Consider the following 25,156-nt stretch of genomic DNA (forward strand, 5'->3'; position numbering starts at 1 on the left):
TGAGTCTCTCACTCGCGGTCGCTTGTCGTGTTCTGGTTCGATTTCGAACAGGTGGACTGAACTATCGAGAGCTACTTTTCCGTTCGAAGAGCCCACAAAAAAAGCCACCGATCATATTTGATCGGCGGCTTTGAATCTCGAAGTGGAGGATAACGGACTTGAACCGATGACCTCCTGCATGCCATGCAGGCGCTCTCCCAACTGAGCTAATCCCCCGAGGGTGAAGCGATCCAAGTGGCCCTGGATTGCCTTTGAGCGGGGAAGTTTATCGAGTCGTCTGTGGTGTCGTCAAGGGCGTGGCGGCACTTTTCTGCCGCCTGTGGAATCGGCTGCCGGGCGTCGAGTGGGATCCGCAGAGGTCAACGCCCAACCCGCGTTGACGGCAGGGTGCGAAATTTGATAGTTCGCAGTCTAGCCACATGAATCATCAGCTGACTTGCCCGCGAACTCGCCCCGCGAACCCATCTCTTGAAACGACTCACCGCCTACCGCCCGCTCGCTGCGAAGGGAGCCGACATCAACGCCTCCCAGGCGACCTGGTCGTGGCTGTTCGCCGGATGCGTCTGCGCGATCCTGCTGCTTCCTGCGACAGGATGTCGCGGTCGGGCTCAAGAGGATATGTACCGGCAATCGTTGCAGCGTGAGGTCCGCCAACTCGAGGACCAACTCTACGAAGCCGACTACGAAAATCGCATCCTGATTGAAAAACTCCGCCGCGAACGCAAAGCCAAACCGCAGGTCGATGAACTCGACGACCGCGGCGTCTCGACATCGGGGCGGGCCGCCGATCCGCAGAAACTCGACCCCAGCTACGTGCCAGCCCAGTCACCGGAATTCCCCTTGGATGATGCGGCGGGATCATCGGGCAGTTCGTCGCAATCCCCGAATTCTGCGCGGGAACAATACGGCAGCGACCAACCGCTCGAGGATCCTGGTCAATCGGGCGCCACACCGAACGATAGTACCGATTCACTCGACGGTGACGATGGCTTGCCTGACCTGGACTCCTTGATCGATCCAGGCGATTTGGTTGAACCCGACGATTTGGTCGATCCGGGTGAGCTCGTCGATCCGGGGACATTGGTTGAGCCGGGGACGCTCGAACGCCCCATCCCCACACCTGAGAAAGATCCAGCGGGCGGCGCGCGTCAAAGCGATCCAACCGCCCCGGATTCCTATCTGTTGCCTCCACCGGGTGGCCCCGTACCGCCGGGAGCCTCCGAATTGGACGTCGAACCTATCGATCCGGGGACCCCCATGCCGCCAGGCACGAACGACGGCGAATCAGAGGACGACCCTAGCAAAATCGAACTGCCCGGCGTCAGCATGCTCGGCGGACTCGGCGAGGTCGTCGGAGCGACTCCCGAGATCGAACTGCAGCCCGCCCGAATCAGTATCGATGCTGCCACCAGCCGCGTCCGCGTGGATGCTGAGCAGCAAGCCAAACTCAAGAACACCGCTGCCCCGGACGATTCCGCGGACGAGGCGCCGCCGGTGATGACCGAAGGGGTCGACCTCACTATTCGCGCCAACGACCAGTACGGGCATCCCATCGCGGTGTTGGGGCGGACGCACACACCGACCGATCCATTGCGATCGCCCGACACCGCGTCACCTCGTCCCCTCCCCGACGGAAAAACCCGGCTCAGCATTCTCGCCCTTGATCCGACGAAAACGGGAGAGGATGCACAGCTCGGTCGCTGGGAATTCGACACCGAGAAACTACGGGAGCTGGAAACATCGAGTCTCGCCGTTCCGACCAGCGGTCACGGCATCACCGTGCCGATTCGCTGGCAGAAGAAAGTTCCCACCGGCGAGGCGGTCGTCTTTTTTGCACGGCTGGTAACCGAAAAGCGTGATTTACGCTGCGAATCGGAGATCGGCCTGAAGAAACAGCCCTCGGTGGCAGGCTGGTTGCCGCGCCGCTAGCTGCCTTCCCTCCTCGGAGGGGTCTGGTTTGAATTCGCTATGGGGAGATCGTTGCGCAAAAACGTTTGTTTTATGGCGACGGCTGAGGCATAATGGAACGCTCGTTCCAGACAGGATTCTGTTTGGCCTCGCTCTTGAACTCCTCTCAAATTGCTTCAGCCGTGCGATTAATTTGGAAACGACTCCTAACGGGTGCTCTCGTGGTGGCGGGCTGCGCCGTCGCGTTTCCGTTGACGACGCCCTGCCACGGGCAAGACCCTGCGTTCGGTGGTCCTCCGGGGATGTCGCGGCCGTCGCGAGGAGGAAGCCGCCCGGAACGAAGTAGCTCAGGTGGCCCGAGCGATGCCGCTCAAGAGGACGCCAAGCCCGAAGCTCCGAACGATGACGGCGCGGAGAAAAAAGACGGGGCTGAGGATGAGCAGTCCGAGGCCCCTAAGGTAGTCCGCCGCGATGGACTGGAACTTCCCGAGGGGGATCCGGCTGAACTCCGCGCGGCCGTTGGCGACGACGGTAAAGTCGGATTCCGTTTCCGCAATCAGGGATGGGTCGATCTGATCGGCTGGCTGTCGGATATTTCCCAGCAGCCGATCGACTGGCAGGAACTCCCCGGCGACGTCGTGAACTTGGTTAGCCCTGGCCGGCTGACGGTCGAGGAGACCGCCGATCTGATCAATCGGCACCTGCTCGCTCGAGGCTACACGATGTTGGAACTCGAAGGTGGGATCACGGTTGTCAAAACCGACGCGATCAATCCGGGGATGGTGCACTGGGTGAGTCCCGCAGAGCTGCAGAACCTACCGAACCATTCCTTCGTGCGAACGATGCTTGACGCCGGTTGGCTATCAGCGGAGAAATTGGCCGAAGAATTGGCACCCATGCTCAGCGGTTCCGGAGAATTGACAGCTCTAGCGACGACGAACCGGATCGAGGCCATGGACGCTGCGGTAAATCTACGCGAGGTCGCCCGCTTGCTCGCCGAGGAGCGTGATTCGGCCAGTCGCGATGCCTTGGCACCCGAATTCCGCTTGCGGCACATCCCTGCCCAGGAAGCCAAATCGCTGCTCGAAGAGTTTCTCGGCGTCCAGAAGAAAGACGCAGCCCCCATGAGCCGTGAGCAAATGCAGATGATGCAGCGGATGCAGCAGCAGAATGGGGGCAAGCCGCCGGCGGCCGACAAAGAAGTCGAGATCTCGATCGTCGCCAACGTCCGACAAAACTCCGTGCTCGTCCGGGCGCCGATTGACCGAGTTGCCATCGCCGCCGAATTCATCAAGCGGATCGATGTCCCCGGCGGATCACTACGCTCACTCACCGATGCCACCAGCCGCGTGGAGGTCTATCGTCTGGTGTCCCTCGATCCCGAAAAGCTGATCGAGATCGCTCAGGAAATGAACGTGCTCGAACCGACAACCCGGATCCGGGTCGACAAAGACAATAACGCAGTGATCGTCTCGGGGGCTGCGGCAGATCGATTCATCATCAAGTCCTTGATCGAGCGACTCGACGGCGGCAAACGCCGATTTGAAGTCCTCCAGCTCCGCCGGCTCGATGCGACCGCGGTCGCCGACTCGATCTCGTTTCTAATGGGGCAAGACAACAAGGATGATGGTGACAGTCGGCGCAGCCGCTACTCGTATTGGGGAGGCGATGACGACGACGACGAGGAAGAGGATGAATTCCGTGTCGCCGCCAACACGAGCTACCGCCAAGTGCTGCTGTGGGCGAACGAGTCCGAAATGGAAGAGGTGCGGTCGCTGTTAATCAAACTGGGGGAACTGCCACCTCCCGGCGGCAGCGGCCAGACCGTGCGCGTGATCGAAGCTTCGGCGAATCCAGAAACTCTCGAATACCTGAAACAACTCAAAGCCCGCTGGGAAGCGATGTCACCCAATGAATTGGTGCTGCCCAGCGACGAGGCATTCGAGCAACCTGACCTCGATGAGCCTGAGGAGGAAGAGAACGCAAATGAAAGCAGCGATCGCGCTGCGAAAGATCGTCCCTCCACCGATCCTGCAAAACCGGACAATGGTACGCACGACGATGAGGAGGAGACTCTCGAGGACGAGCCCATTGTCACGCAAGAGAATTTGCAGGATTTTCCCGCGTATCGCGATTTCAACCCAGCGGTCATGTTGACGACCGAACAACGGCCGGAGAGTGACTCGAGCGAAGACCAGCCCGCCCCGGTGCAGATTCGGCTCGATGAGAACGGGAATCTCGTGCTCTCGAGCAGCGATACTAAAGCACTCGACAGACTCGAGAACCTGATGCTCGATATCAAACCGCCGAGTAAGTCCTACCATGTTTTCAAAATCAAAAACGCGTCGGTGATGCTGCTCACGCTCGACCTCGAGGACTATTTCGAGAATCCCGATGACAAGGACGATGATTCTGATCGCTTCTTTCGCTGGATCTTTGATGAGGAGGATGACGACAACAGCCCCACTGGTTTGGCCAAGGGCAGTGAACTGCGATTCTTGCCCAACTCTGATACGGGGACCATCATCGTCACAGGTGCTACCAGTGGCCAATTGCGAACGATCAGTGAATTGATCGAGCTTTGGGATGTGGCTGAACCGGTCAATCCGAAACTCAGTCGCTTCACCAAACTCGTGACCATTCGCTACGGCCGTAGCGAGAAGATCGCTGAGACTGTCAAGGAAGCCTACCGGGACTTGCTCAGTAGCAATGACAAAGCGTTTTCGGGCGGTGGCGGCGGGAGTAACGGTGGCGGGCGGCGGTCAAGCAATCGCAGTGAAGGCTCAGGGCTCGAGGACTCCGATAGCGGTCGCAGTGGCGGCGGAAGCGATTTTTCGTTTAACGGCAAACTATCGCTCGGGGTCGACGAAATTGGCAATACCCTACTCGTCAGTGCCGAGGGTGAGTCACTGCTCGACTTGATTGTCTCCATGATCGAAAAGCTCGATCTGGCTGCCCAGCCAGGAGGCGAGATTGAAATTGTCCAGTTCTCAGGCGATGTCTCCGCCGAGACGCTTCGCCAGGCCATGTCGGCCCTGGGGTCGACATCCATGGGTGAATCCTCCAGCAGCAACCGTTCGGGCCGTCAGGGCTCGGACCGACGTTACGATCGCGGCAGCGATCGTGATCGGGGCCGGGACCGGGATCGAGGCCGCGACAGGTAGGCGAAGATTCGACATGAATTCAGTATGATGGGTTGACCCGATTCAACGCCGACGTCAAACACTGCGATCTCATGTCGATCACAAGAGCGAGAAGGAACCTCGATTGAAAGCCAAGTCACTCCCGGCGAGATTCGCGCACGGCGTGATCAAGCACGCTGGCGTCATCCTGATCGCTTGGCTGGTCGCTGCAGTGCTCGCCAAGGGACTGGCACCGTCGTGGAAGTCCGTCGCCTTGGATGGGGACTTCGACTACCTACCCGCATCGCAAGTCAGTGTTGCTGGCGGGAGGTTGCTCGATCAAGCCTTCATGGGCACGAGAGCTCGCAGCCAGATGGTGCTCGTCTTTGCCAAAGATGGCGAGGGTTTTTCGACGAGCGACCACCTCCTCGGCCTCGACATCCTGAGGCGGCTCTACCACCGTCTAGGCGAAGTCTGCTGGCAACGGGCCGAACGGATCGCCGGTGGCGATGTCGACTCAGCCAACATCTTGGTCCCGCAGCCCGACGGGCTCCCCAGCGCCCTCGGCGAAGCCAACGCCCTCGGCGGAACTAGCGCTCTCGGCGAAACTAGCGCTCTCGGCAAAACTAGCGACGGACAACGGCCCAGTCCTGCGGCGGTGAACCGAGAGGTGCCCGATGACGGAGCGGCCGCCGAGCGAGAACGCGACGATCAAGAGGCCCATCCGCGGCCCCCGGGCAACGATGGTCTCGCGACCGCTCTGTCGGCGCAGCGCTGGCTCGGTGTGGCTGTGGCGGCCTTCGATCAAGCCATCGAGATCGATGCCGACTTCTACAAGCTGCTCGGCGACCGCGTGCCGCAGCGCCAACCGACTGCCTATCAACCGCGGTTGGCAATCGCTTACTGGGACCGCGGCCACTTGGCCCAAGCCCGCGGCCCTGACCCAACATTAGTCGAGGAGGACATCGCGTCGGCCAAGGTCCTCGATCCCAGCATCGAAGCGACTGCCAGTCCGATCACCGAACGCGACCTCGAGGTGTGGGAATCTTTGCTCGACGTCTACAGCTGGAAAGAATCTGAAATCGGCCCGCAACTGCGCCGTGGCCATGCCCGGATCGCAGTCCTTTCTCTGGCCAACGAATTGGCTGCGACGGGGAATATCGAGCTGCTCACCCAGCTGCGGCAGATCGTCGATGAATGCGTTCAGTACCGCCGCGACTATCTCAGTGACGATGAGCTCACGCTGGCCCGCGAGCTAGAGGTTCGCATCACGGGATCGGCAGCGATCGGCGGCGAAACCTTGCTCGCGGCCCGATCCGCGATCTCCTATACGGAGTGGTTCACCGTCGTCATGATCCTGATCATTCTCGCGATCGTTTACCGGGCGCCGCTCTTGGTCGCCGTCCCTTTGGTCACAATCGCAGTGGCTGTGATGGTTGCCACAGGATTGGTCACCGCGCTCACCCAGCTTTCAGCGCACGCCCAATGGCCCGGACTCGATTTAAAGGTCTACACGACGAGTCGCATTTTCGTGGTGGTGATCCTGTTCGGTGCAGGCACGGATTACTGCTTGTTCTTGATTTCGCGGCTACGTGAGGAAGCCGTCAATCACGCGTGGCCGATCGCCTGCGAACGGGCGCTCCGCAGCGTCAGTAGCGCGCTCCTCGGCAGCGCGATGACGACGATCGTGGGGCTCGGCATGCTGTGGTTCGCGGATTTTGGTAAGTTTCATCATACCGGTCCGATTATCGCAATCTGCCTCAGTGTCGGATTGCTGGTGTGCATGACCTTGACTCCCGCATGCCTGCGCCTGATCGGCCCGGTCGTCTTTTGGCCGACTCGAATCACCAGTGAGATGGGACCGTCGGCGATCTCGCTCCTTTCCAACCGCAACCTCACCGAAGTCGATTCTCGTGGCGCGAGGTCAGCTTCGAGCGCCCGCCTGAGTAGCGGCAGTCGAGCGTGGAATGCGGCATCGATTGCCTTGACTCGCTACCCAATCTGGACACTCGCGGCGGGTTGGCTGATGCTCATCTTGCCAGCGATCGAGGGGCGACGCCACGAACAGGATGTTACCTACGACCTCAGTGGTCAACTGCCACAATCCGCGGGCAGCCGCCAGGGCATGAGGATTCTCGACAAGAATTTCGGCGTCGGTGAACTGGCCCCAATCTCCGTGCTCACGCTGGCCGAATCGGACCAGAACGAAGAGTCTCTCGCCGCCACTCGCCTGCTCTTGACCGACGCGCTCTACGACGTCGATGGCGTCCGCAGGGTGCGGTCACTGAGCGATCCGCTCGGTGATTTCCCGCCCGACCGTGAAATGGGGTTGCTCAGCAAAGAGGCGTGGCGGCGGAGAGCATTGCAGAATCACCGCTTGGCCCGCATGCACTTCGTCGCCAACGAACCGAGTTTTACCCATCGCCTCATTCGGCTTGATGTGATCGTTCGAGAAGATCCGTTCTCCCAAGCGGCCGCGCAAAAATTAGAGGAGATTGCCACCAAGGTGCGGGGGGTGCTCGCGGAACGTCAGCGAGACACCGATACCGCCTGGGAGTTGTTCTACACCGGAACGACCGCATCGATTGTCGACCTGCGCGAGGTCACCTTGCGCGATACCGGTCGGATCAAGATGGCCGTCATCCTCGCGGTGCTCGCCGTCTTGATCTTCGTACTGCGACGAGTCGTGCTGTCGGTGTATCTCATCGCCACAGTTTTACTGAGCTACTACGCCACGCTGGGGCTAACGTACTGGTTCTTCCGCACTTTGGATGGTCCGGATTTCCTCGGACTCGACTGGAAGCTGCCGCTGTTCCTGTTCGTGATCCTGGTCGCCGTGGGGCAAGATTACAACGTCTACCTCGTGACGCGAATCATTGAGGAACGCCGGCGTTTGGGATCACTCGCCGCGGTTCGCAGGGCCGTGGCTCGGACCGGTGGCATCGTCACCGCCTGTGGAATCGTCATGGCAGCAACCTTTCTCAGCATGACGGCGTCGGCTTGGTGGCCTCCGCTGAGTGCCTCGCTTGGACTGGCGGCCCCACCCACACCCGATGCATCCCAACAAACAACTCTACGTGGGATCACCGAACTCGGCTTCGCTCTCGCCTTGGGCGTGCTGATCGATACCCTCTACGTTCGGACTGTCTTGGTTCCGAGCTTCGTCGTGCTTCAAGACCGCTTTCGCCGGTGGTTGAAAGCCAAAAATTCGCCGAGCGAAAACTAGTTCGCTTCACGCAGCACACCCACCTGCTGCCCGCCGGCACAGGTACGCCCAATCCGATGCCGAGCGGATTGCTGCGGTGCGGAACCGATCTACCGAACGGGGAGGCTGGATGCTGCGGCCGCCTATCGGTTAGGATTGTCCCCACGGCTACTGACTCCCTAGCACCTCTCCAAAAACCGGCAGCCGTTTTTTCGTTCATCCCTGTGTCGCTGAGACTATATTTCTATGATACGCGTTGCCCTGATCGGATCGACCGGATACACGGCCCTCGAGGTTGCCCGGTTGCTACTGGCTCATCCACAAGCCGAACTGACAGTCGCAACGAGCCGCTCGGACGAAGGGAAACCACTGGCTGAGATCCACCCCTTCCTGACAGGCCGTTCGAACGTCGCGCTGCAGCCGTTTGATGCCGCAAAGATTGCCGAACAAGCCGATGTGGCGATGTGCTGCCTTCCCCACGGCGCTTCCGCCCAAAGCGTCCGCGAATTGGCCGCTGCCGGCGTACGGGTCATCGATTTCAGCGCCGACTTCCGGCTTTCCTCGGTGCCACTCTACGAACACTGGTACGGTGTGACCCATCCGTGGCCCGAGCGGATCGGGAACGTTGTTTACGGAATGCCAGAATTCTTTGCCGACCAGATCGCGACCGCCGACGTCGTTGCCAACCCAGGCTGCTATCCGACCTCGGCGATCATGCCGCTCGCTCCTCTCGTTCGAGAAGGCTTGATCGAAACGAACGACATCATCGTCGACTCCAAGAGCGGCGTGAGCGGAGCCGGACGCTCTGCAAAATTAGGCACCCTGTACTGCGAGACCAACGAATCCATCGCAGCCTACGCCATCGCGGCCCACCGTCATGGTCCCGAGATGGAAGATCTCGTACACCGGATTGCGGGCACCCCGGTCGAGATTCTGTTCACACCGCACCTGACCCCAATGGATCGTGGCATTCTGTCAACCATCTATGTGCGTCCCACACTTAGCGTCGGTGACACGACCGAATCAGTTCAATCGAAGTTGAGCGATGCCCTGCGCCGTGCCTACGAGGGCCAGCCCTTCGTGCATGTTGTCGACCATCTACCGGCGACCAAGCATGTGAAGATGACCAATCACGTTCAAATGACGGTACGGGTTTCAGGCGAACCCACGACCCCCGGTCGAGCTGTCATCGTGTGCGCCATCGACAATCTTTCCAAAGGTGCCAGTAGCGCTGCGATTCAGAATATGAACGTCATGTTTGGTCTCGATGAGACCAGCGGACTGTGATCCCGCTGGAGCGAGATGAACAGGGCTGGCCAGTCTGGCCGCCCCAATCTCCGGAGATCTGGGAGTCGCTGCAGCAACTCTGGGCGAGTGGGCAGTGGGGCAAGTACGCCGCCGAAATTCACGCACATTGCACCGAGGCGGTCGCCCGGGCGATGTCGATTTCGAACCTACCGTCCAAACTGCCCTCGCCCTGGGATCGTGACACTTCTCGGATCCATGCTACTCCACTGACGCGGTTGTGCAGCAGCGGCACGGCTGCCATCGAACTCTCTCTGCGGTGCTGTGGCGTCACCGAAGGCGACCAAGTCGCAGTAGCCGCCTACGACTACCCCGGCAATTTTCGCACCATCGAATTGCTCGGTGCCACGCCCGTCCTCGTCGATGTCAAGGCTGGCGGCAGCACGCTGGACCCACAGTCGCTGCGACAGGTCGAAAACGCGAGAGTCAAAGCCGTCGTGGTGTCGCATCTCTACGGGGAATTGGCGGACATGCCAGCCATCCGGGAGATCTGTGATCAGCGGAACTGGATGCTCATCGAAGATGCCTGCCAGGTCCCTGGGGCGGGATGGGAACTCGAAGGGGATACTGCCGACGCCTTTCTGCCCGTGGGATGCCTCAGCGACTGCGCGACCCTGAGTTTTGGTGGAAGTAAGCTATTGTCGGCCGGAAACGGCGGCGCGTTGCTCGCTCGCAATCCCCGCGTGGCCGCCCGCCTCCCCTCGTACCTGGATCGCCCCAGTGACACGTTTCCACTCTCGGCCCTGCAATGCTCCGTACTGCTGCCGCAATGGGAAACGCTCGCCGAGTTCAATCGCCGTCGCAGCCGGACGGTCACCCGCTTAAGAGAGTGGGATTGGTCACAGTTCGGACTATCACCACTCGCCAGCGAAACACTCGGACAGCGACGCGCCTATTACAAATTTGCGATGCAGGCCGACGAATCCCAAGACCGTCCCGCGTTGCTGCGGCGGCTACGAGCAGCCGGATTTCCGATCGGCGAAGGATTTCGCAGCATGCATCGCACAAGCGACCGGCGAAGCCAGAAACCGGTCCCCCTGCCCCACGCCAGCGAACTGGGTAAACGCTGCGTCGTGCTCGACCACCGCGCCCTGCTCGCTGACGATCTGATCGAGCGACTCGACCGATACGTCGCAAACAGCCCCTAAACCGTGGTGGACGAGGCGGTCATAGCCCACAAGTTTGCTCCCCGTGTGCTTGTCACACGCCGAAGCGACGTTTTGAAATTAGAAAACCGCGGTATCGACACATGTTCCCCTGTCAGCTTGTCTGACAGGAAACCAAGTCGATCAACTTTGCTGTCATGCGGGGCAAGCCCGCATGGGAGCGCGGTGAATGCTCCACCTTTATCTAATCACAAAACGGAGAATCCTGTCAGACAAGCTGACAGGGGATCCGGTTTTGTGGGTAATGACAAGGAGGCGACGAGTCCTCTCAAAAAACCTCGTCTCGCGATAGCTGAAGCGACGGGCTGCCCCTTACCCACACGGGCTTCCAGCGCCGAAAGGCGTTCCAGAAAATCGCTTGTGACTTGGACGAAGCGAACACCCCGGGGAGCGCCCGCGAAACGCAGGAGCCAACCCCATTCGACCCCGAAGATCGTCTACGACGAACCGACGACCATCCGCCAATTTCCTCCCTCGCGTACTAGCCACCTACCGAAGCGACGTTTCGAAATGGGAGAACCGCAGGATCAATACGCGGAGGGCCGAGAGTTTCTCGGGGTGAGGGCAAGCCTTCAATCCTGCCGCTCGAATGTCCCCATCAGGACAGCCTGTTCGAGCACATGCCCGTCGATCGCTTCGAGCACAGACGCCTTCGTCGCTTCGGCGGCAGCCACGTCGATTATCTGATCGACCGCATACAAGTGAAACCGATAGCGGTGGGGGCCGCTACCTGGTGGTGGCATCGGCCCTCGATACCCTACATTGTTCGAATCGAAACTATTGGTCCCCTATCGCGCAGGGACCAAACCAGCTAGCTCCGCAGCGGAATCGACGCCCTCAGGCAGACTGCGTCGATCGGCGGCAAGATTGTAGATTACCCAGTGCACCCAAGGCCCCTCTGGGCGCGGGTTCGCTCGGCTAGGGGCATCTGGATCGTCGCAAATGAGCGCAAACGACTTCGTGTTCTCAGGAACATCGGACCATTGCAGCGGAGGGGAGACGTCGTCGCCGACACCAGTGTACTGGGAAGGGATCGCTTGGCCATCTTCGAACGCCGAACTCGTCAATTTCACCTACGTGACTCCGGTAATCTAATACGAAAGCGGTCTCGTGAACTCACACCAGTGTCCGCCCAAACAGGAGGGCCAACGCCGTACTCGCACGCTATCCAGCTGCACACCCGTATCAGTACTATGGGTCAGTACTATGGGTCAGTACTATGGGGCGCTCGCGTGCAAGAATCGGAATCTTCGCCACGCGGACTCACCGATCCATTTGGCCAGCAACAGAGACGCCACGCTCGAGCATCGAGGCGGCGGCTGAAGGAGCGTTTGTGTCAGCTTTCGGCGATTTCGTGACCTGTGGGGCGAGCTCGCCACGGACGATGGCAACTTCCCGAGGGGCTTCAATTCCGATCGCCACGCGATTCCCGGCAATGCGATTGACCGTGATCACAACGTCGTCACCGATCACCAACTTTTCGCCTTCTTTACGACTGAGAACCAACATATCTGAATCCTTTCGAGTAATTCTGTTTGTGCGGGACTAATCTCAAACTTCGTGACTGAGCGGTAATGCACTTACCGGGCCAAACACCGCTCATCGACCTGCTTTTCTTCCGAATCTTGGGGCTGCTTGCGAAAAACACAGTCATTTCGCTAAGTTTTACTCAATATTTGGTGGTCGCTGGCCGACAAGTGTGCCGGACAGACTGGTCGATGGCCGTGCAATTCACGGAGTTTTTCTGTCAAAACGAGAGGGCGTCTCAACGTGAGACAGACTCATCTTCAGTGGGAACTCCCTTTCGACATCCTTAGTATCAGCGAACCCGATGACACGTTTGGTCACCCCGACCGGCTGGCGTTGTGAAAATTTTGCAAAACCGCTGTAGGAAACGACCTGCAAACCCGAAAACAAACTTGCCCACAAAAAATGTTGGCCCCAGGTGCCCCAACCCGCCTTGAAGCGACACGCCGCGCCCGCTAACATTCCCAGCTCACGTGAGCGCGATCGTTTTGAAGCAAAACGACAACCTCGCGTCCCAATCCCCTGTAGCTCAGTTGGTAGAGCAGGCGGCTGTTAACCGCCTTGTCGCAGGTTCGAGTCCTGCCGGGGGAGCTTTTTGAAATCGCGAAAGCTCTCGCATAACCAGTCAACGCCCGTTGGTCTTCCGCGACCCACGGGCGTTTTTCGTTTCTGCCCCGTTTTTCGCGATGGTTTTGCGATTTTCTGGCGGTCGTCAAAATGTCTCGGTTTTGTAAGTTCGGTTCGGAGTGCCGAATCCAACCCACTGGTTTGGGTCCGGTCTGGTCAAATCAACCCCGAGAACTCTCGGGTTCTCCGTTTGGCTTGGCAAACCGGTTTACGAAAGACTTAGGCCGTTAGGGGAAGTCGTGCCCAATGCCAACGAATAGGTGAACAGGATGCCGAATCTTGACCAAATTCAATTGGAAGCCTACCGCCGACTTGAAACGGCAGGGATCGCCTACACATTGGTCGGATCGATGGCAGGCAACTACTGGGGCGTGTCCCGCTCGACGCACGATATCGACTCTGTGATCGAATACGACGAAACGCCAATCGACGCGATCATCCAAGCGTTTTAGGATAACTTCTTCATTCAACCCATCAGCGTCGCTTCTGAGGTGCGACCACCCCATCGATTCAACGCCCTTGAGAATCGTTCCGCCTTGAAAGTGGGCTTCTTTCGCCTCGCCGGTGACGAATACGAGTTCGAAAGATTCCGCCGTCGCAGACGGGTGACTCTGGTCGATCAGCCCGCCTGGAATGCAACAGCCAAAGGCGTGTTGCTGAACAAGTTACGTTGGCACACGATTAGCCCAACGGACCGCCAGCTTACCGACGCCCGAGGCATCTATCTCGTATCGGGCGACGAACTGGAGCGAGACTACCTGAACCACTGGGCTGAACGAATTGGTGTCGTTGATTTGCTTGAGTCGGTGCTTGAAAGCTAGCCAAACACACCAATCACTTTGTCGCCCCAACTCTCACGGAGATACCATGGACGAAATTGAATCCAAGTCGGAAGCTGAGGAAGTCAATAAACTCGAGGCGATCATTGATCGGTTGGTCGACCCCGATATCAAGCTTCCCACTGAAGCGATTGAAGCGGCACGGGAAAACCGCGACGCGATCACGCCACTGCTCATTCGGTTGATCGAAGACGCCACGCGCAATTGCCGTCAAGGCTTGAACGTCGAGGACAACGGGCACTTCTACGCCACCTATATTCTTGCGGAATTTGGCGCAACCGAGGCGTGGCCAGCCGTTTTAGCTGCTATTTCACTGCCCGGTGAGAAGCCGTTTGGCCTCTTTGGCGATGCAATCACGGAGGATCTCGGATTCATACTCGCCTCGCTTGTTGGTGATCGCTGCGACGCGCTCGACGCTTTGATTGCTGACCCGCGGATTAATCTCTACGTCCGCTGGCAAGCCGTCGATACGCTGCTGTACCAGATTCGTGACGGCTGCATGACTCGTGATTCGGTCGTGGAGAAGCTGACCGCCCACCTCCAAAAAGCGTTTCAAGACGGCGACGAGGTCGCAGAGGGAATCATCATTCGCTTAGAAAGCCTCGGTGCGAAGTCCGCCTTGCCACTGATCGAAACCGCATTCAATAGCGGCCTTGTTGATCCGCAGATGGCGACACTGGAGAGCGTCAAGCGAGATATTGCTCGCGGCGACGAAGCTTTCCAGCAAACAATGAACGAGTTACATCGTCCAACTGACGTGATCGCGTATCTAAGCAAGTGGGCCGCATTTCAAGATCACGAAGACCGCGACCAACATTCATCGGAATCAGAATCATTTGGCCCCCAGGACAGCCATATCGATAGCGCCGGATTCCTATCAGAAAATGAAACGACGATTCGTAGCGCGGGAACAAAGGTCGGCCGCAACGAAAAGTGCCCCTGTGGCAGCGGCAAGAAACACAAGAAATGCTGCGGGCGAAACTAGACTGGGCAGGCCGCAAGTTTCCGCGTTGGAAGTCCTCAATCCAGCGACCGAGCCGAGTCATTGATCAACGTTCTCACCTCGGTCTTCATTGCACTGAATCTCGACTGTTCCCAGGTCCGGATTGAACACCACTCGGGTCAGCAATCGCGGTAGCCACTGCCGCTGCTCATTCCGTGCACGAATAGTCCGAATCAGTTCTTCCAATGCCGGTCGCTGCAGCGTTTCGCTTGATTCACCTTCATCGCGAAAATGGTCGTGGACAGCGAACCGCATTGACGCGGCGGTATCGGCATAAATCGCGTATTGAGCGTCACAAGAACTGAAGTGACTGTCGGAAGATCGAGACTGGCGGGTGTACACCACCGTCAAATTTGCGGACGCGGACGAATCATCGTTCGTCATGCTTCGCTCTCCCACGTCAATCAGACTTCGTCAGCCGACGACCAGTTTCTAAATCGACTCGATGGACTGCCGCAATTTCACGACCGTTTGCGTCAACCGCTGTTGTTCCAGGCATAGCAGGTAGTCATCAGCGGACTTGGGCGGATTGCGTAGCCGTCCTCGGTGCTGTTTTACCGCAGCAAGTAGCGTTTTCGAATCGGCTTCGAGCGGACCAACGAGAAAATCATCAGGGTGAGCCGTCCCGATTCCGTGCTGCGAAAGCGTTTCGGCCGGAAAGTCTTTCTGATTGCAGGTGACAATCTTGTCGGCCCCACAATGAATCGCGGCAGCCAGAACATGTCGATCATCCACGTCGGGTAGTTCAAGACTTTCAATGATGGATTCAAAGCCTGTCACCACGGCGTCGAGCACATGTTGGTTCATCAATATTCGCGTGCGATCCAAACGTTCCGCCGTCAGATCCGGACGGTCACGCAGAACACTTCGCATCCATTCATCGTGAATCATCGCCGACCAGCGAGCACGAACGAGACCATACAAAGCAATCTGCATCAGCAAGTCGCTTAGCGGTGCGGGATGCAAAACGCACGCGTCGTAAACAACGATCAGGCCAAGAGTTCGGTCATGACGAGACTAGACGCCTTTGCCATTTCAGCATCATTGCCGCTGGGTGAAAGGGTCATCGGCGAATCAGAAAGTGGTGCATTCATCGGAAACCTCCACCAACAGGTTAACACGCAAGCGAAATAAACGAAACAGAAAGTTTGCGTCCGACAAACATGATCGCGGCCAAATGAACAGAAAGCACGTAAAAACCTGTGGTTTTGCAAGCGGCTGATAACCCGCCTGTCGCCGGCAAGCCAAACCAAATTTGAGCAAAATTTGAAATCGCGAAAGCTCTCGCAAACCAGTTAACGCCCGTTGGTCGCATGTCGGCCAGCGGGCGTCTTTCGTTTCTGCCCCGTTTTTCGCAGTCGTTCGCCACATCCGATTGCCGCCGCGGACTGCATCAATCGCCAGTAGAGGAAATGCTCCTCAAAAAGATCGCCACCGTCCCCGTCCTCACCGATCAAGTGCTCTGGGCCAACATACATTTGGTCGAATTTGAGTCCGCCAAAAGAATTCCCGGTCAGCCCATGCGCATACCGATCGACAATCTCCAAACCCGGGTGGTTGATCGGCAAAAGAAACGCAGTCTGCTTGCCAGGCCTACCGTTGGGAGCCTGCACGTACAGAACCACGTAAGTTGCTTGTCGCAAGCGGGCGTTCCAGAGCTTTGATCCTGTGAGCCTGAAGCCATTGCCATCCCTGGTTGCTCGACTCTGGATGTTCTTCGTGTGAGTGCCCGCTCCTTCTTCTGTGATGGCGACGGCAAAGTAAGCGCGACCGGCAATCAGATCGTCTACGGCTGCTTTGGCAAAGTTGGATTCAAGATTGATAGCCGGTCTACCGTGAGCGCCACCAACAACATCACGCAGGTTTAAGTTGTAACGCCCGGCGTGACGAAAGACCTCCAGCATTTGTTCGGCGGACCAGTCGCTGCCGCCTACCGATGTAGGCAGATCCAATCCGGGCAATCCAAATCTAGCACCGCGCCGTCGCCATTCTTTCGGCGAGGTAAGCTTCTTTTCATCCTGCAGCTCTTTCGCGAGCCGGTCAATTTCGGTCTTAATCTGCTCGACCGAGACCGTCGACGAATTGTTCCCATGGTCCCGCGCACCAACGATCTTGATCGTAAAGACGGTATTCAATTCATAGATCGGCTCGTTTTCGTCATTCCGCGATAAGTTGTCCAGGATGACGGTTCCCTTCGGAGCTGTATCGTCGCCCTTGAACTGAATTCCGTATTGGTAGTCTTTGAACGGACGGGTCGGATCGAGGACGCGAACCTGTTCACCTTCCAGAATTCTTAGCAAAACAAAGTGGCGGCCAAGCCAAACGCCGCTTGCCGTCGTGACCGTGTACGAAAGGATCTTCAACTCGCCTGGATTAAGCGAGAGGTCTGGTCCATTGGTTTGAGACCAATAAGGGCCGGTGGGATGCACACCTTCGACGAGTTCACCTACGCCCCTGGAAAGAACAAAGCAATCCAACTGCGACCAGTGAGTGCTCGGATGCAACTACCGCCCACTCGCTTGGTCTTTCTTGCTTCAAGAGATTTCACAGGCATTCTGTGCCGAGGCGGCCTTTAATCAAGCAGCCGACCATTTGGAACTGGTTCTCGGTGGCAAGTTCTCGGTCGACACGATGGAGCAGGTCAATCTCAGCATGGGCGTCGACGCTGGCGAGTTCTTGGACCAGCTTCCTCAACCCGACCCACAGAAAGAAGCGGAGTTCCTCGTCGCCACGGCGGACTGCAAGGTGTGCCGTTGCTAAAAAAGGATGCCGCAAAATCCTGAGAAGAACTTTGTCTATCGCCATTGATCTGCTTCTTGTGATTTATCACGGGGAGGCGGTTGTCAGAAACGCTGCTGCCTGTAGAATACAGTTTGTTGACTAGCTGTAAGATACAGCTACCAGGGTGTCTGGAACAGACATCTATCCCAGCAAAAGCGGCATCGCGATGAATAGATCATTTGGTTCCGAGTCTTCGCCCGGGTTTGCGATCGGCCGCGTTGCCTACCTCATCCGCTCAGCGATGGCGGTGGTTCTCAAAAATGCCGGTTGGCCGTTTTCGCCCGAAGAAACGCAGACTTTAATCACGTTACTCGACAATGGCCAGCCGCTCAGCATGAACGAGCTTGCAACGCAGATGGTTCGCGACCCGACCACGGTGAAGCGGCAGTTAGATCGTTTAGTTGAACAGAAACTCGTTAGGCGAAGCCAAAGCGACGAGGACGCTCGCGTGGTGATGGTTGGACTGACCCGCCAAGGCGAGGAAAAGCTTCGTGCGGTCACTCCCCTGCTCGACGACCTGCGAAGTTCAACCTTGACTAGTATCTCAAAGTCAGACTTAGACGCGACTCAAAAGGTTCTGCGAACAATGCAAGAGAACCTAACCAGACAGATCGTAACGTAATGATCGCCCCGCTAGCCGCGTGGTCAAAAATCATCAACTGCAACAAACTCTCTCTCCACGGAAGCATGAACGATGAAAACGATGCAAATTAGATCTTACGGTGAAGACGCAAAGTTTGAAGTCGCCGAAGTTGAGAAACCGGAAGTCAAAGCAGGTCATGTTCTGGTGAAGATCGCTGCGTCGAGCGTTAACACGGTCGATACCATGATCCGCAAGATGGGTAACGAACTGCCGCTTTCACCCGAGGCGCCGGCAATTCTCGGGATGGATTTTGCCGGCACGGTGGAAGCCGTTGGCGGGGGCGTAAACGACTACGCCGGAGGCGATGAAGTCTACGGTTGTGCAGGCGGACTTGCTGATCTGCCCGGTACGCTGGCCGACTACATCGTCGCCGACTGCGAATTGATCGCTAAAAAACCAAGCAACCTTTCGATGCGTGAAGCAGCCGCACTGCCGCTGGTCGCGATCACGGCTTATGAAGGATTGCAGCGAGCCGGCATCATGCCAGACCAAAAAGTTTTGGTGCATGGTGGCTCCGGCGGCGTCGGCCATGTCGCTGTACAACTTGCCAAGCACTGGGGTGCCAGGGTGTATTCCACTGGTGGAGGCGAACGGCAACTGGCATTGATTGAAAAACTTGGTGCGACACCAATCAACTATAAAACGGAGTCGATCGAGCAGTATGTCAATGAGCATACCGATGGGGTCGGTTTCGATTTGGTATTCGACTCGGTCGGCGGGGCGAACTTAGCCAACTCGTTTGAGGCAGCAGCACTCAACGGCCAGGTTGCCACAACCGTCGCGATGGTGGAACTCGATCTGACAACGGCTCACTTCAAAGGACTCTCGCTGCACGTCGTTTTCATGCTGATTCCGATGTTGCACAACTTCCAACGCAAAGAGCACGCGAGAATACTCAGTGATCTGGCAACAATCGTTGAGTCCGGCGGGCTACAACCGGTGCTCGATGAATCCAAGTTCTTGCTTGAAGAAGCTGGCCAAGCGTACGCTCGGCTGGAAAGCGGAAAGGCGATGGGCAAAGTGGTTATTGATAACTCGTAGCAGCCACCTTTCAGTGGTTGCCCACGCGCCTTTTCCTCTCAAGTGCCAGAAACGTTCGTGAATCGTCGCAATCCAAACAATTCAAGTGAATCAATCGTGCAAGCAAGAGAAACCATCGGAATCACGGCCGCCAGCGGCCAGCTTGGATCGGCAATCGTCCGTGCGGCAGTTGATACTGTCGGCAAGGAATACGTTGTTGGGCTGGCAAGAACGCCCCGCAAAGCCGAGTCGTTAGGTGTTGAAGTTCGCCCCGGCGATTATGCGTCGCGTCGTGACTTGGAGTCATCGTTGCAAGGCGTCGATCGCTTGCTTCTTGTCTCGGCCATGGACGCACCCGACAAACGGATAGGCCTGCATCGCAACGTCATCGAGGCCGCGAAGGCTGCGGGCGTCAGCAAGCTGGTCTACACCAGCATCCAAGGGGCGGAGGAGGGAACGGCATTTTCCCCAATCGTGCAAAGCAATCGGCAGACCGAACAGGATATTCGTGACAGCGGACTGTCTTGGACGATTGGTCGCAACGGAATTTACATCGAGCCAGACATTGAATACATCGACACTTATAAAGAGCGAGGCGAAATCGCCAACTGTGCCGGTGATGCGGAGTGTGGGTACACGGCTCGCACTGAACTAGCGTTCGCGTACATCCGCATGTTGACGGAGTCGAAACACGACGGCCAGACCTACAACTTGCACGGTGAAGCGATCACACAGCAAGAGTTGGCCGGCCACCTGAACGACGCGTTCGGTACGAACCTGACTTATCGCACCATGACGGTCGCGGAATATCGGGACGAGCGTATCACGGAGCTTGGCGAATTTCTCGGGAACATTATCGCGGGGATTTACGAGGGGATACGAAACGGAGCGGCAAACAACGCAAGCCACTATGCACTCGCGGCAGGTCGTGAGCACATACGTTGGCCAGCTTTCTTCAAGCGATTGAAAACCGACGCAATCTGACCTAAGCGAAGCAATCGGCATCCGAATCCACACATCAATCGAGGTGACTCAAATGAAGCGACTCTGGCTTTCCTATTTCTTTCTGTTTGTTGCGACTCCGCTACTGGCGCAGGATACCGATGCAGGGCGAACGTTGGCCGCTCAGGCCAAACAGTTCGAGCGGCAAGTCATCCAAGTCGCTGACAAAGTTCACGTGGCTGTCGGCTTCAGTCCCGCCAATGTTTCAATGATCGAGGGCGATGACGGAGTGGTCATCATTGACACCGGAATGTCGATCGACGACGGCAATCAAATTTTAGCGGAATTTCGCAAGCTCACGAACAAGCCGGTCAAGGCGATCATCTTCACCCATTCGCACGGCGATCACACCGGAGGTGCGGCTGCGTTCTTCGGCGACGAGCGACCGAAGATTTGGGCGCACGCGAGTTTTGGTAGTGAAGCCCGTCCGTGGAAAGCCGGCGGACTGACGTTTCAGAAGGTTCGCGGTGCAAGACAAGCTGGTTTCAAACTGCCTCGTGATCAACGAATCAACAACGGCGTGGCCCCTGTTCGGTATCCCAAGCGTGGTGGAGCGGTCTTCTCGGAGAAAAACTCAACCAACCCAACCCACTTCCTCGAAGGCGACCGGCAAACTATCGACGTTGGCGGAGCGGAGATCGAACTGGTTTCCGCGCCGGGCGAGACCAACGACGAACTGTTCGTTTGGTATCCGGCGGGAAAAGTCCTGTTCGCAGGCGACAACTTCTACCGATCATTTCCGAACTTGTATGCGATTCGTGGTACTCCCAATCGCAGCACCCGGCTGTGGGCCGAAAGCCTGGGCAAGATGGCCGACACGAATGCTGCTGTCTTAGTCGGCGGTCACACGAACCCGATCGTCGGAGCCGATCAAGTCAAGCAAGTGCTGACCGACTACCGTGACGCCGTTGAATTTATCCACGACAAAACAATTGAAGGAATCAACAAGGGGCTGACTCCGGACGAGTTAGTTGAGTTCGTGCAGCTTCCGAAAGAGCTTGCCGAGAAAGACTATCTGCAACCGTTCTACGGGCATCCCGACTGGGGCGTACGCACTACCTTCCATTACTACTTGGGCTGGTTCGACGGCAATCCGTCCAACCTGTTTCCGCTGCCGCCCAAGGCAGAAGCGGAGCGAATGCTTGAGCTCGTTGGTGGAAGAGACAAATTGCTGCAATCTGCCGCTGACGCGCTCGCTGCCGATGACAATCAATGGGCTGCCCAGCTTGCCGATCATCTATTGGCGATCGATGGGGACGACGCCGATGCCAAGCAAGTCAAAGCCGATGCGCTTACGAAGCTGGCTCGCAACATGGTCAATGCGACGGCACGAAACTACTATCTCACCGTCGCCCGTGAACTGCAGGAAGGCGCGGCCTTAATGTCAACTTCGAAGTAGAAGTAGTCGTTGACGCGGAAGACGGTGTGTACCGTCGATTCACCCAAGGCGTGGGCGGCAGGCTACTTCAACTGGCGCACATGCAGGTTGTCAAACTCGATCGACTGTCCGTTGACGGTAAAGCCAAATTTCGTTTTCGTGGGATGGGCGAATCCCGGTGAACGTCGATTGGTGACCATTTGGCCATCCAGAAAAGCCTTCATGATGTCGCCTCGAATGCGTACTCGTAGCGTGTGCCAAGCCGCGGGCTGGATGTCAATCGTGGCAGAGGACTGAGTTCGCGCTAGAAGCTTCCGAAGTGCTTCGGCCTGCATTGCTGGTAGGTTCTTGTTCTGCCGTTGCTTTCGGACTTCTAGATTCATGCTGCCTGTTTTGTCGTCGGAAATTCTCAGCGATTTTTGGAAGACTGAAACGCGGCAGACGTGTCCCGCATGAACGGATGGTTCGTTCGCATCATCGATGACAAGATTGAAACTCTTTCCACCATTGAAGCGAAAATCGAACTGGATATCAACGTCATCAAAGTCAAGCTCCGTACGGATCACAGCACCGTGGTCGTCTTTGGTTTGTTTGCCAACCAAGACACCATCGACGACCGTCCAAGAATCCTCGTGCCCGCGAGCGGTTGTGTATCTCGCCCCAGGTTCCGATCGGTTCTCGTAGTCGTCCTGAAAGGTCACCTTCCAGTTTTGGGCTTCACCGCTCGGTCTCGTTAATTTCGGTTCCGTTGATTTAGACGCGGCTTTGTTGGCAGTACCTTTCGCTGGTCTGGGAGGAATCTCCGATCCCGGTGCATCCTGCTCCGTTTCAAATAGATCGAATCGCGGCAGCACAGCCTTGAGCTTGTCTCGTTCTTCACGATGAGCCGGGGAAACGTCGTCCCAATTGGTGATTTCGGTGAAGCTGCCCACGCTGTCTTCACCCAGCAACCTTCGGTGGCCATTTGATCCAGTACCGGTGTCTTTGCGCGAAAGGCAACATCGGTCGTGTCGCCTTTCTCCGGTTTGCTCCAGACAGAAGATCCGTAGATGGGCAGCTCGCGAGCGCTAATATCGTCGGCGTAGACCAAGATGATGTTGGGACGCTCGGCGGCAGGCAAGGCGATTGCATAGGTCGTCGTAGCGAGAGCAACGAGGAACGCGTATTTGGGCAAGTTCATGCTTGTCATTTTGATTTGTAATCCTCTTCGCTGTCGGCGGTGTAGCGAAGCACTTTGGGGGATCCCGTGCCACGTGCTTCGGTTAGCTTCTGTTTCCACGCCACCTTGAGCCGCTGCAAAGTCGCCGCGTGAATTGGATCGTCAATGACATTCTGCAGCTCACCGGGATCGTCTTGAATGTCATACAACTCCTCGTAGACAGGTGGCTCGCCGGCGAGTGATGCCTCGGCGTAGTAGCGGTAGACGGCGATGGCATCATCGTGTACGCCGTACAGCATCTTGTTTTGTGGAATACCAAGTTCCTTTGCGACGCGAATCTTCCAGGACGCCGGGAAGTTCTCGTTCTTGTAATAACGAATGTACTTCCATCGTTAGTCCTGCACCGATTCAATTCGCGGATTGCCAAAGTGGGTAGACCACAGGTTCTCGGTAAAGATGTAATCATGAATCGGCTGATCGCTTCCTTCGATCAAGCCGCGAAGTGTCTTCCCTTGAAATGCTTCTGGCGGTTCGATTTCGGCGAAGTTCAAGAGTGTTGGTGCAATGTCAATCGACTGCACGAGTTGATCGCTACGTCGTCCACGAGCGGTCTCGGGGACCAACGGGTTGTAAATGATCAACGGAACGTGCGTCGTTTGTTCATAACAGAACGCTTTCCCGCCGAGACCTTGCTGTCCCGAATAGAGACCATGGTCGGACGTGAAGACGATGACGGTGTTTTGATCCAGCCGTTCAGCGGCCAGCTTTTCACGGACTCGTCCCACCATGCGGTCGATCCCGGTCATCGCTTGCATTTGTCGTGTGATACGTTCGCGCGCTGTCGCCGGCGTGTCGACCCAGTTGTAGCCCGCCTGTCGATTCTCCACCTTCAATACGTCAGCCGGCAGTTTCGGATTCTCGATGTCAGCCTTGGCCACGTAGTTCTCGGGCAACGGCACCTCGATATCTCGATACAACGTCTTGTAAATCTCGTCGTCGCTGTCACGCATCTGCATCGTGCTCGTGCCAGCACCATGAGGCAGGTTCAGACACACGCTCAGACAAAAGGGCTTGTCGCTGGGACGTAAATCGAGAAACCGCAACGCTCCCTCGAGCCGATGCTCGTTTGATAGAAAGTCGCCGATGCTTTCACCCACGATCTCTACCTGGGTGTCTCGTTTTGCAGTCTTGAAAATGTCATGGTGATCTTTGGGGTAAAACCGAATGTGGCCGTGACCGGCATAGAAGTAGTCGAAGGATGTCTCCATCAAACCACTCTTGTAGCCACCGTTTCCGATCGGAGCGTGGTTTTTGCCCACGTACCCGGTGTAGTAGCCCGCCTCTCGCATCACGACTGGATACGACTGTGCCCAGGCTTCCGGAGAAACACTTGTCCCGGAATTGAAGTTAACCCCGTGCTTCCGCTCGAACTGGCTCAGCAAGATCGAGATGCGGCTGGGCGTGCAGATGGCACTCGTGATGTAAGCCCGATCGAAGAACACGCCATCGCGTGCGAGTTTGTCCAGGTTCGGCGTCTGCGCTGTTTCATTTCCGTCGCACCCCATCATGCCAAACGATTGATCGTCGGTCAGGATGAAGATGAAATTGGGGCGTTCCGCCGCATCTGCCGCCGTGTGGCACAGTAGAACGAGTAACGTTGCGGCAAAGGCTAGTTTCGATATCAAATTTCAGTCTCCGGTACAGTGCGTTGGCGGCTGTTGTGAATTTCTAAATACTCGTCACGCATTTGCTCAATCTGCTGGGCACGCGATGGATCGTCGATCTTGTTTCCGGCCGGCTTCTCGGTTGGATTGTCATTGAGGGTTCTTCTCGGAATTTAGTGGCATGGAAGTCGCGGTCGGACCGATCGATTCTCGGATCCTACGTGGTGGATTTTCCAGGCATGGGCTCCTGCGCTGAGTAATTTTGCATTTCAGGGACGACTCCGATACATTTGTAGATGCCGGAGAAAACGGGGTTCATCCGACGGAAGCGTGCGCAGAGCCCAGCGGAAGGTTTTTTGAGTACTGTCATATCCAGAACGAAAATTTGCAGTGCGTGCGTACGCTCAGCGGCACCACCAGTAGGGTAGCTTTTTCGACACTCAAAGTCCACTGTTTGTCGGCCAGCCAGCACGGCTCGGTTAGCTTTGGTGGTTCAGTCTCGCCACCCTGGTAGATATCCGAAGCTCTGAGAGCCCCACACTGTCTCATCCGGCGTTTGAACCGCTAACAGAGCATCTCACTCGAGCACGGGCTTGCTCAGCAGAGCTACGCTCCACCGATACCCTCGGCATGCGACGACGTTGTTAGTGTGCTTGGCAGCACGACAATTCAGCCTAAGGCTTCAGAGCTTCGGACGGTTTCGATTCTACAGTGTTTTCCTGGTTCACTCCAAGACGAATTAGTAAGCCGATCAGCAAGTCGCCGATCGATTGAGGGCCTCGACGCTTCTTGCCAGCGAGAAGCTGC

At 57.1% G+C, this 25,156-nt stretch carries 19 protein-coding genes, 2 tRNA genes and 2 pseudogenes; 14 read left to right on the top strand and 9 right to left on the bottom strand.

All coding sequences use genetic code 11. From position 1 onward, the window contains the following. Positions 1-143 precede the first annotated feature (143 nt). Positions 144-216: transfer RNA gene (locus CA85_RS11275), tRNA-Ala, on the bottom strand. A 252-nt stretch (positions 217-468) separates the two neighbouring features. Here CA85_RS11275 and CA85_RS11280 point away from each other — a divergent pair. The 5 genes from CA85_RS11280 (at position 469) to CA85_RS11300 (ending at position 10,688) form a co-directional block, all read left to right on the top strand. Beyond that, positions 469-1,929 carry a hypothetical protein gene (locus CA85_RS11280; protein WP_246112694.1) on the top strand — a complete coding sequence of 487 codons (1,461 nt, stop codon included), beginning with the start codon at positions 469-471 and terminating at the stop codon, positions 1,927-1,929. Positions 1,930-2,210: 281 nt separating this feature from the next. Continuing rightward, a complete protein-coding gene (locus CA85_RS11285; RefSeq protein ID WP_146391478.1) occupies positions 2,211-5,072 on the top strand; it encodes a secretin N-terminal domain-containing protein in 2,862 nt (953 codons plus the stop codon). Positions 5,073-5,175: 103 nt separating this feature from the next. After that, positions 5,176-8,256, top strand: a complete 3,081-nt coding sequence (locus CA85_RS11290; RefSeq protein ID WP_246112696.1) for an MMPL family transporter — start codon at positions 5,176-5,178, stop codon at positions 8,254-8,256. 225 nt (positions 8,257-8,481) lie between these two features. After that, positions 8,482-9,522 (top strand): N-acetyl-gamma-glutamyl-phosphate reductase, encoded by a 1,041-nt coding sequence (gene argC / locus CA85_RS11295; protein WP_146391402.1) that lies wholly within the window; start codon positions 8,482-8,484, stop codon positions 9,520-9,522. Continuing rightward, positions 9,519-10,688, top strand: a complete 1,170-nt coding sequence (locus CA85_RS11300; RefSeq protein WP_146391403.1) for a DegT/DnrJ/EryC1/StrS family aminotransferase — start codon at positions 9,519-9,521, stop codon at positions 10,686-10,688. Before argC ends, CA85_RS11300 begins: the two co-directional genes overlap by 4 nt. Positions 10,689-11,278: 590 nt before the next feature. On the opposite strand, the pseudogene CA85_RS25660 reads toward CA85_RS11300, so the two are convergent. Together CA85_RS25660 and CA85_RS11310 are read right to left on the bottom strand one after the other, a co-directional pair. Further along, positions 11,279-11,779: pseudogene (locus CA85_RS25660) on the bottom strand (YbhB/YbcL family Raf kinase inhibitor-like protein). A 190-nt stretch (positions 11,780-11,969) separates the two neighbouring features. Next, complete coding sequence (locus tag CA85_RS11310; RefSeq protein WP_146391404.1) at positions 11,970-12,215, bottom strand: carbon storage regulator; 246 nt, start codon at positions 12,213-12,215, stop codon at positions 11,970-11,972. 536 nt (positions 12,216-12,751) lie between these two features. On the opposite strand from CA85_RS11310, the gene CA85_RS11315 reads away from it, so the two are divergent. From CA85_RS11315 to CA85_RS25665, 4 genes are all read left to right on the top strand, one after another. Beyond that, positions 12,752-12,824 (top strand) — tRNA-Asn (locus CA85_RS11315). Between the two features lie 305 nt (positions 12,825-13,129). Continuing rightward, positions 13,130-13,312 carry a hypothetical protein gene (locus CA85_RS11320; RefSeq protein WP_146391405.1) on the top strand — a complete coding sequence of 61 codons (183 nt, stop codon included), beginning with the start codon at positions 13,130-13,132 and terminating at the stop codon, positions 13,310-13,312. A 39-nt stretch (positions 13,313-13,351) separates the two neighbouring features. Beyond that, a complete protein-coding gene (locus CA85_RS11325; protein ID WP_186774875.1) occupies positions 13,352-13,681 on the top strand; it encodes a hypothetical protein in 330 nt (109 codons plus the stop codon). 46 nt (positions 13,682-13,727) lie between these two features. Continuing rightward, entirely contained in the window at positions 13,728-14,684 is a 957-nt protein-coding gene (locus CA85_RS25665; protein ID WP_246112697.1) for a DUF1186 domain-containing protein, read from the top strand. Positions 14,685-14,741: 57 nt separating this feature from the next. Here the strand turns inward: CA85_RS25665 and CA85_RS11335 are convergent, their stop codons facing one another. The 3 genes from CA85_RS11335 to CA85_RS25670 form a co-directional block, all read right to left on the bottom strand. After that, positions 14,742-15,086 (bottom strand): recombinase family protein, encoded by a 345-nt coding sequence (locus CA85_RS11335; protein ID WP_146391407.1) that lies wholly within the window; start codon positions 15,084-15,086, stop codon positions 14,742-14,744. Positions 15,087-15,134: 48 nt separating this feature from the next. Next, on the bottom strand, positions 15,135-15,695 hold the full coding sequence (locus tag CA85_RS11340) for a PIN domain-containing protein (protein WP_146391408.1): 561 nt from the start codon (positions 15,693-15,695) through the stop codon (positions 15,135-15,137). 302 nt (positions 15,696-15,997) lie between these two features. Beyond that, on the bottom strand, positions 15,998-16,606 hold the full coding sequence (locus CA85_RS25670; RefSeq protein WP_246112709.1) for an acyl-CoA dehydrogenase family protein: 609 nt from the start codon (positions 16,604-16,606) through the stop codon (positions 15,998-16,000). A gap of 516 nt (positions 16,607-17,122) precedes the next feature. Between CA85_RS25670 and CA85_RS11350 the strand changes: the two are divergent. The 5 genes and pseudogenes from CA85_RS11350 to CA85_RS11370 all read left to right on the top strand — a co-directional run. Further along, positions 17,123-17,479 (top strand): annotated as a pseudogene (locus tag CA85_RS11350) (ISKra4-like element ISRma1 family transposase); the annotation flags it as partial. A gap of 170 nt (positions 17,480-17,649) precedes the next feature. Beyond that, on the top strand, positions 17,650-18,105 hold the full coding sequence (locus tag CA85_RS11355; protein ID WP_146391410.1) for a MarR family winged helix-turn-helix transcriptional regulator: 456 nt from the start codon (positions 17,650-17,652) through the stop codon (positions 18,103-18,105). Positions 18,106-18,177: 72 nt separating this feature from the next. Continuing rightward, positions 18,178-19,167: a zinc-dependent alcohol dehydrogenase family protein gene (locus CA85_RS11360; protein WP_146391411.1), complete on the top strand. Its 990-nt coding sequence runs from the start codon at positions 18,178-18,180 to the stop codon at positions 19,165-19,167. Between the two features lie 96 nt (positions 19,168-19,263). Then, entirely contained in the window at positions 19,264-20,130 is an 867-nt protein-coding gene (locus tag CA85_RS11365) for an SDR family oxidoreductase (protein WP_246112700.1), read from the top strand. Between the two features lie 52 nt (positions 20,131-20,182). Beyond that, positions 20,183-21,547 carry an alkyl/aryl-sulfatase gene (locus CA85_RS11370; protein WP_146391412.1) on the top strand — a complete coding sequence of 455 codons (1,365 nt, stop codon included), beginning with the start codon at positions 20,183-20,185 and terminating at the stop codon, positions 21,545-21,547. Positions 21,548-21,609: 62 nt separating this feature from the next. On the opposite strand, the gene CA85_RS11375 is transcribed toward CA85_RS11370, so the two are convergent. From CA85_RS11375 to CA85_RS11380, 3 genes are all read right to left on the bottom strand, one after another. Continuing rightward, on the bottom strand, positions 21,610-22,458 hold the full coding sequence (locus tag CA85_RS11375) for a family 16 glycoside hydrolase (RefSeq protein WP_246112701.1): 849 nt from the start codon (positions 22,456-22,458) through the stop codon (positions 21,610-21,612). A 253-nt stretch (positions 22,459-22,711) separates the two neighbouring features. Then, entirely contained in the window at positions 22,712-22,984 is a 273-nt protein-coding gene (locus tag CA85_RS26020) for a hypothetical protein (RefSeq protein WP_315852709.1), read from the bottom strand. A 93-nt stretch (positions 22,985-23,077) separates the two neighbouring features. After that, on the bottom strand, positions 23,078-24,370 hold the full coding sequence (locus CA85_RS11380) for a sulfatase-like hydrolase/transferase (RefSeq protein WP_315852710.1): 1,293 nt from the start codon (positions 24,368-24,370) through the stop codon (positions 23,078-23,080). Positions 24,371-25,156: the final 786 nt, after the last annotated feature.

Source organism: Allorhodopirellula solitaria (assembly GCF_007859855.1).
Lineage (GTDB): Bacteria > Planctomycetota > Planctomycetia > Pirellulales > Pirellulaceae > Rhodopirellula > Rhodopirellula solitaria.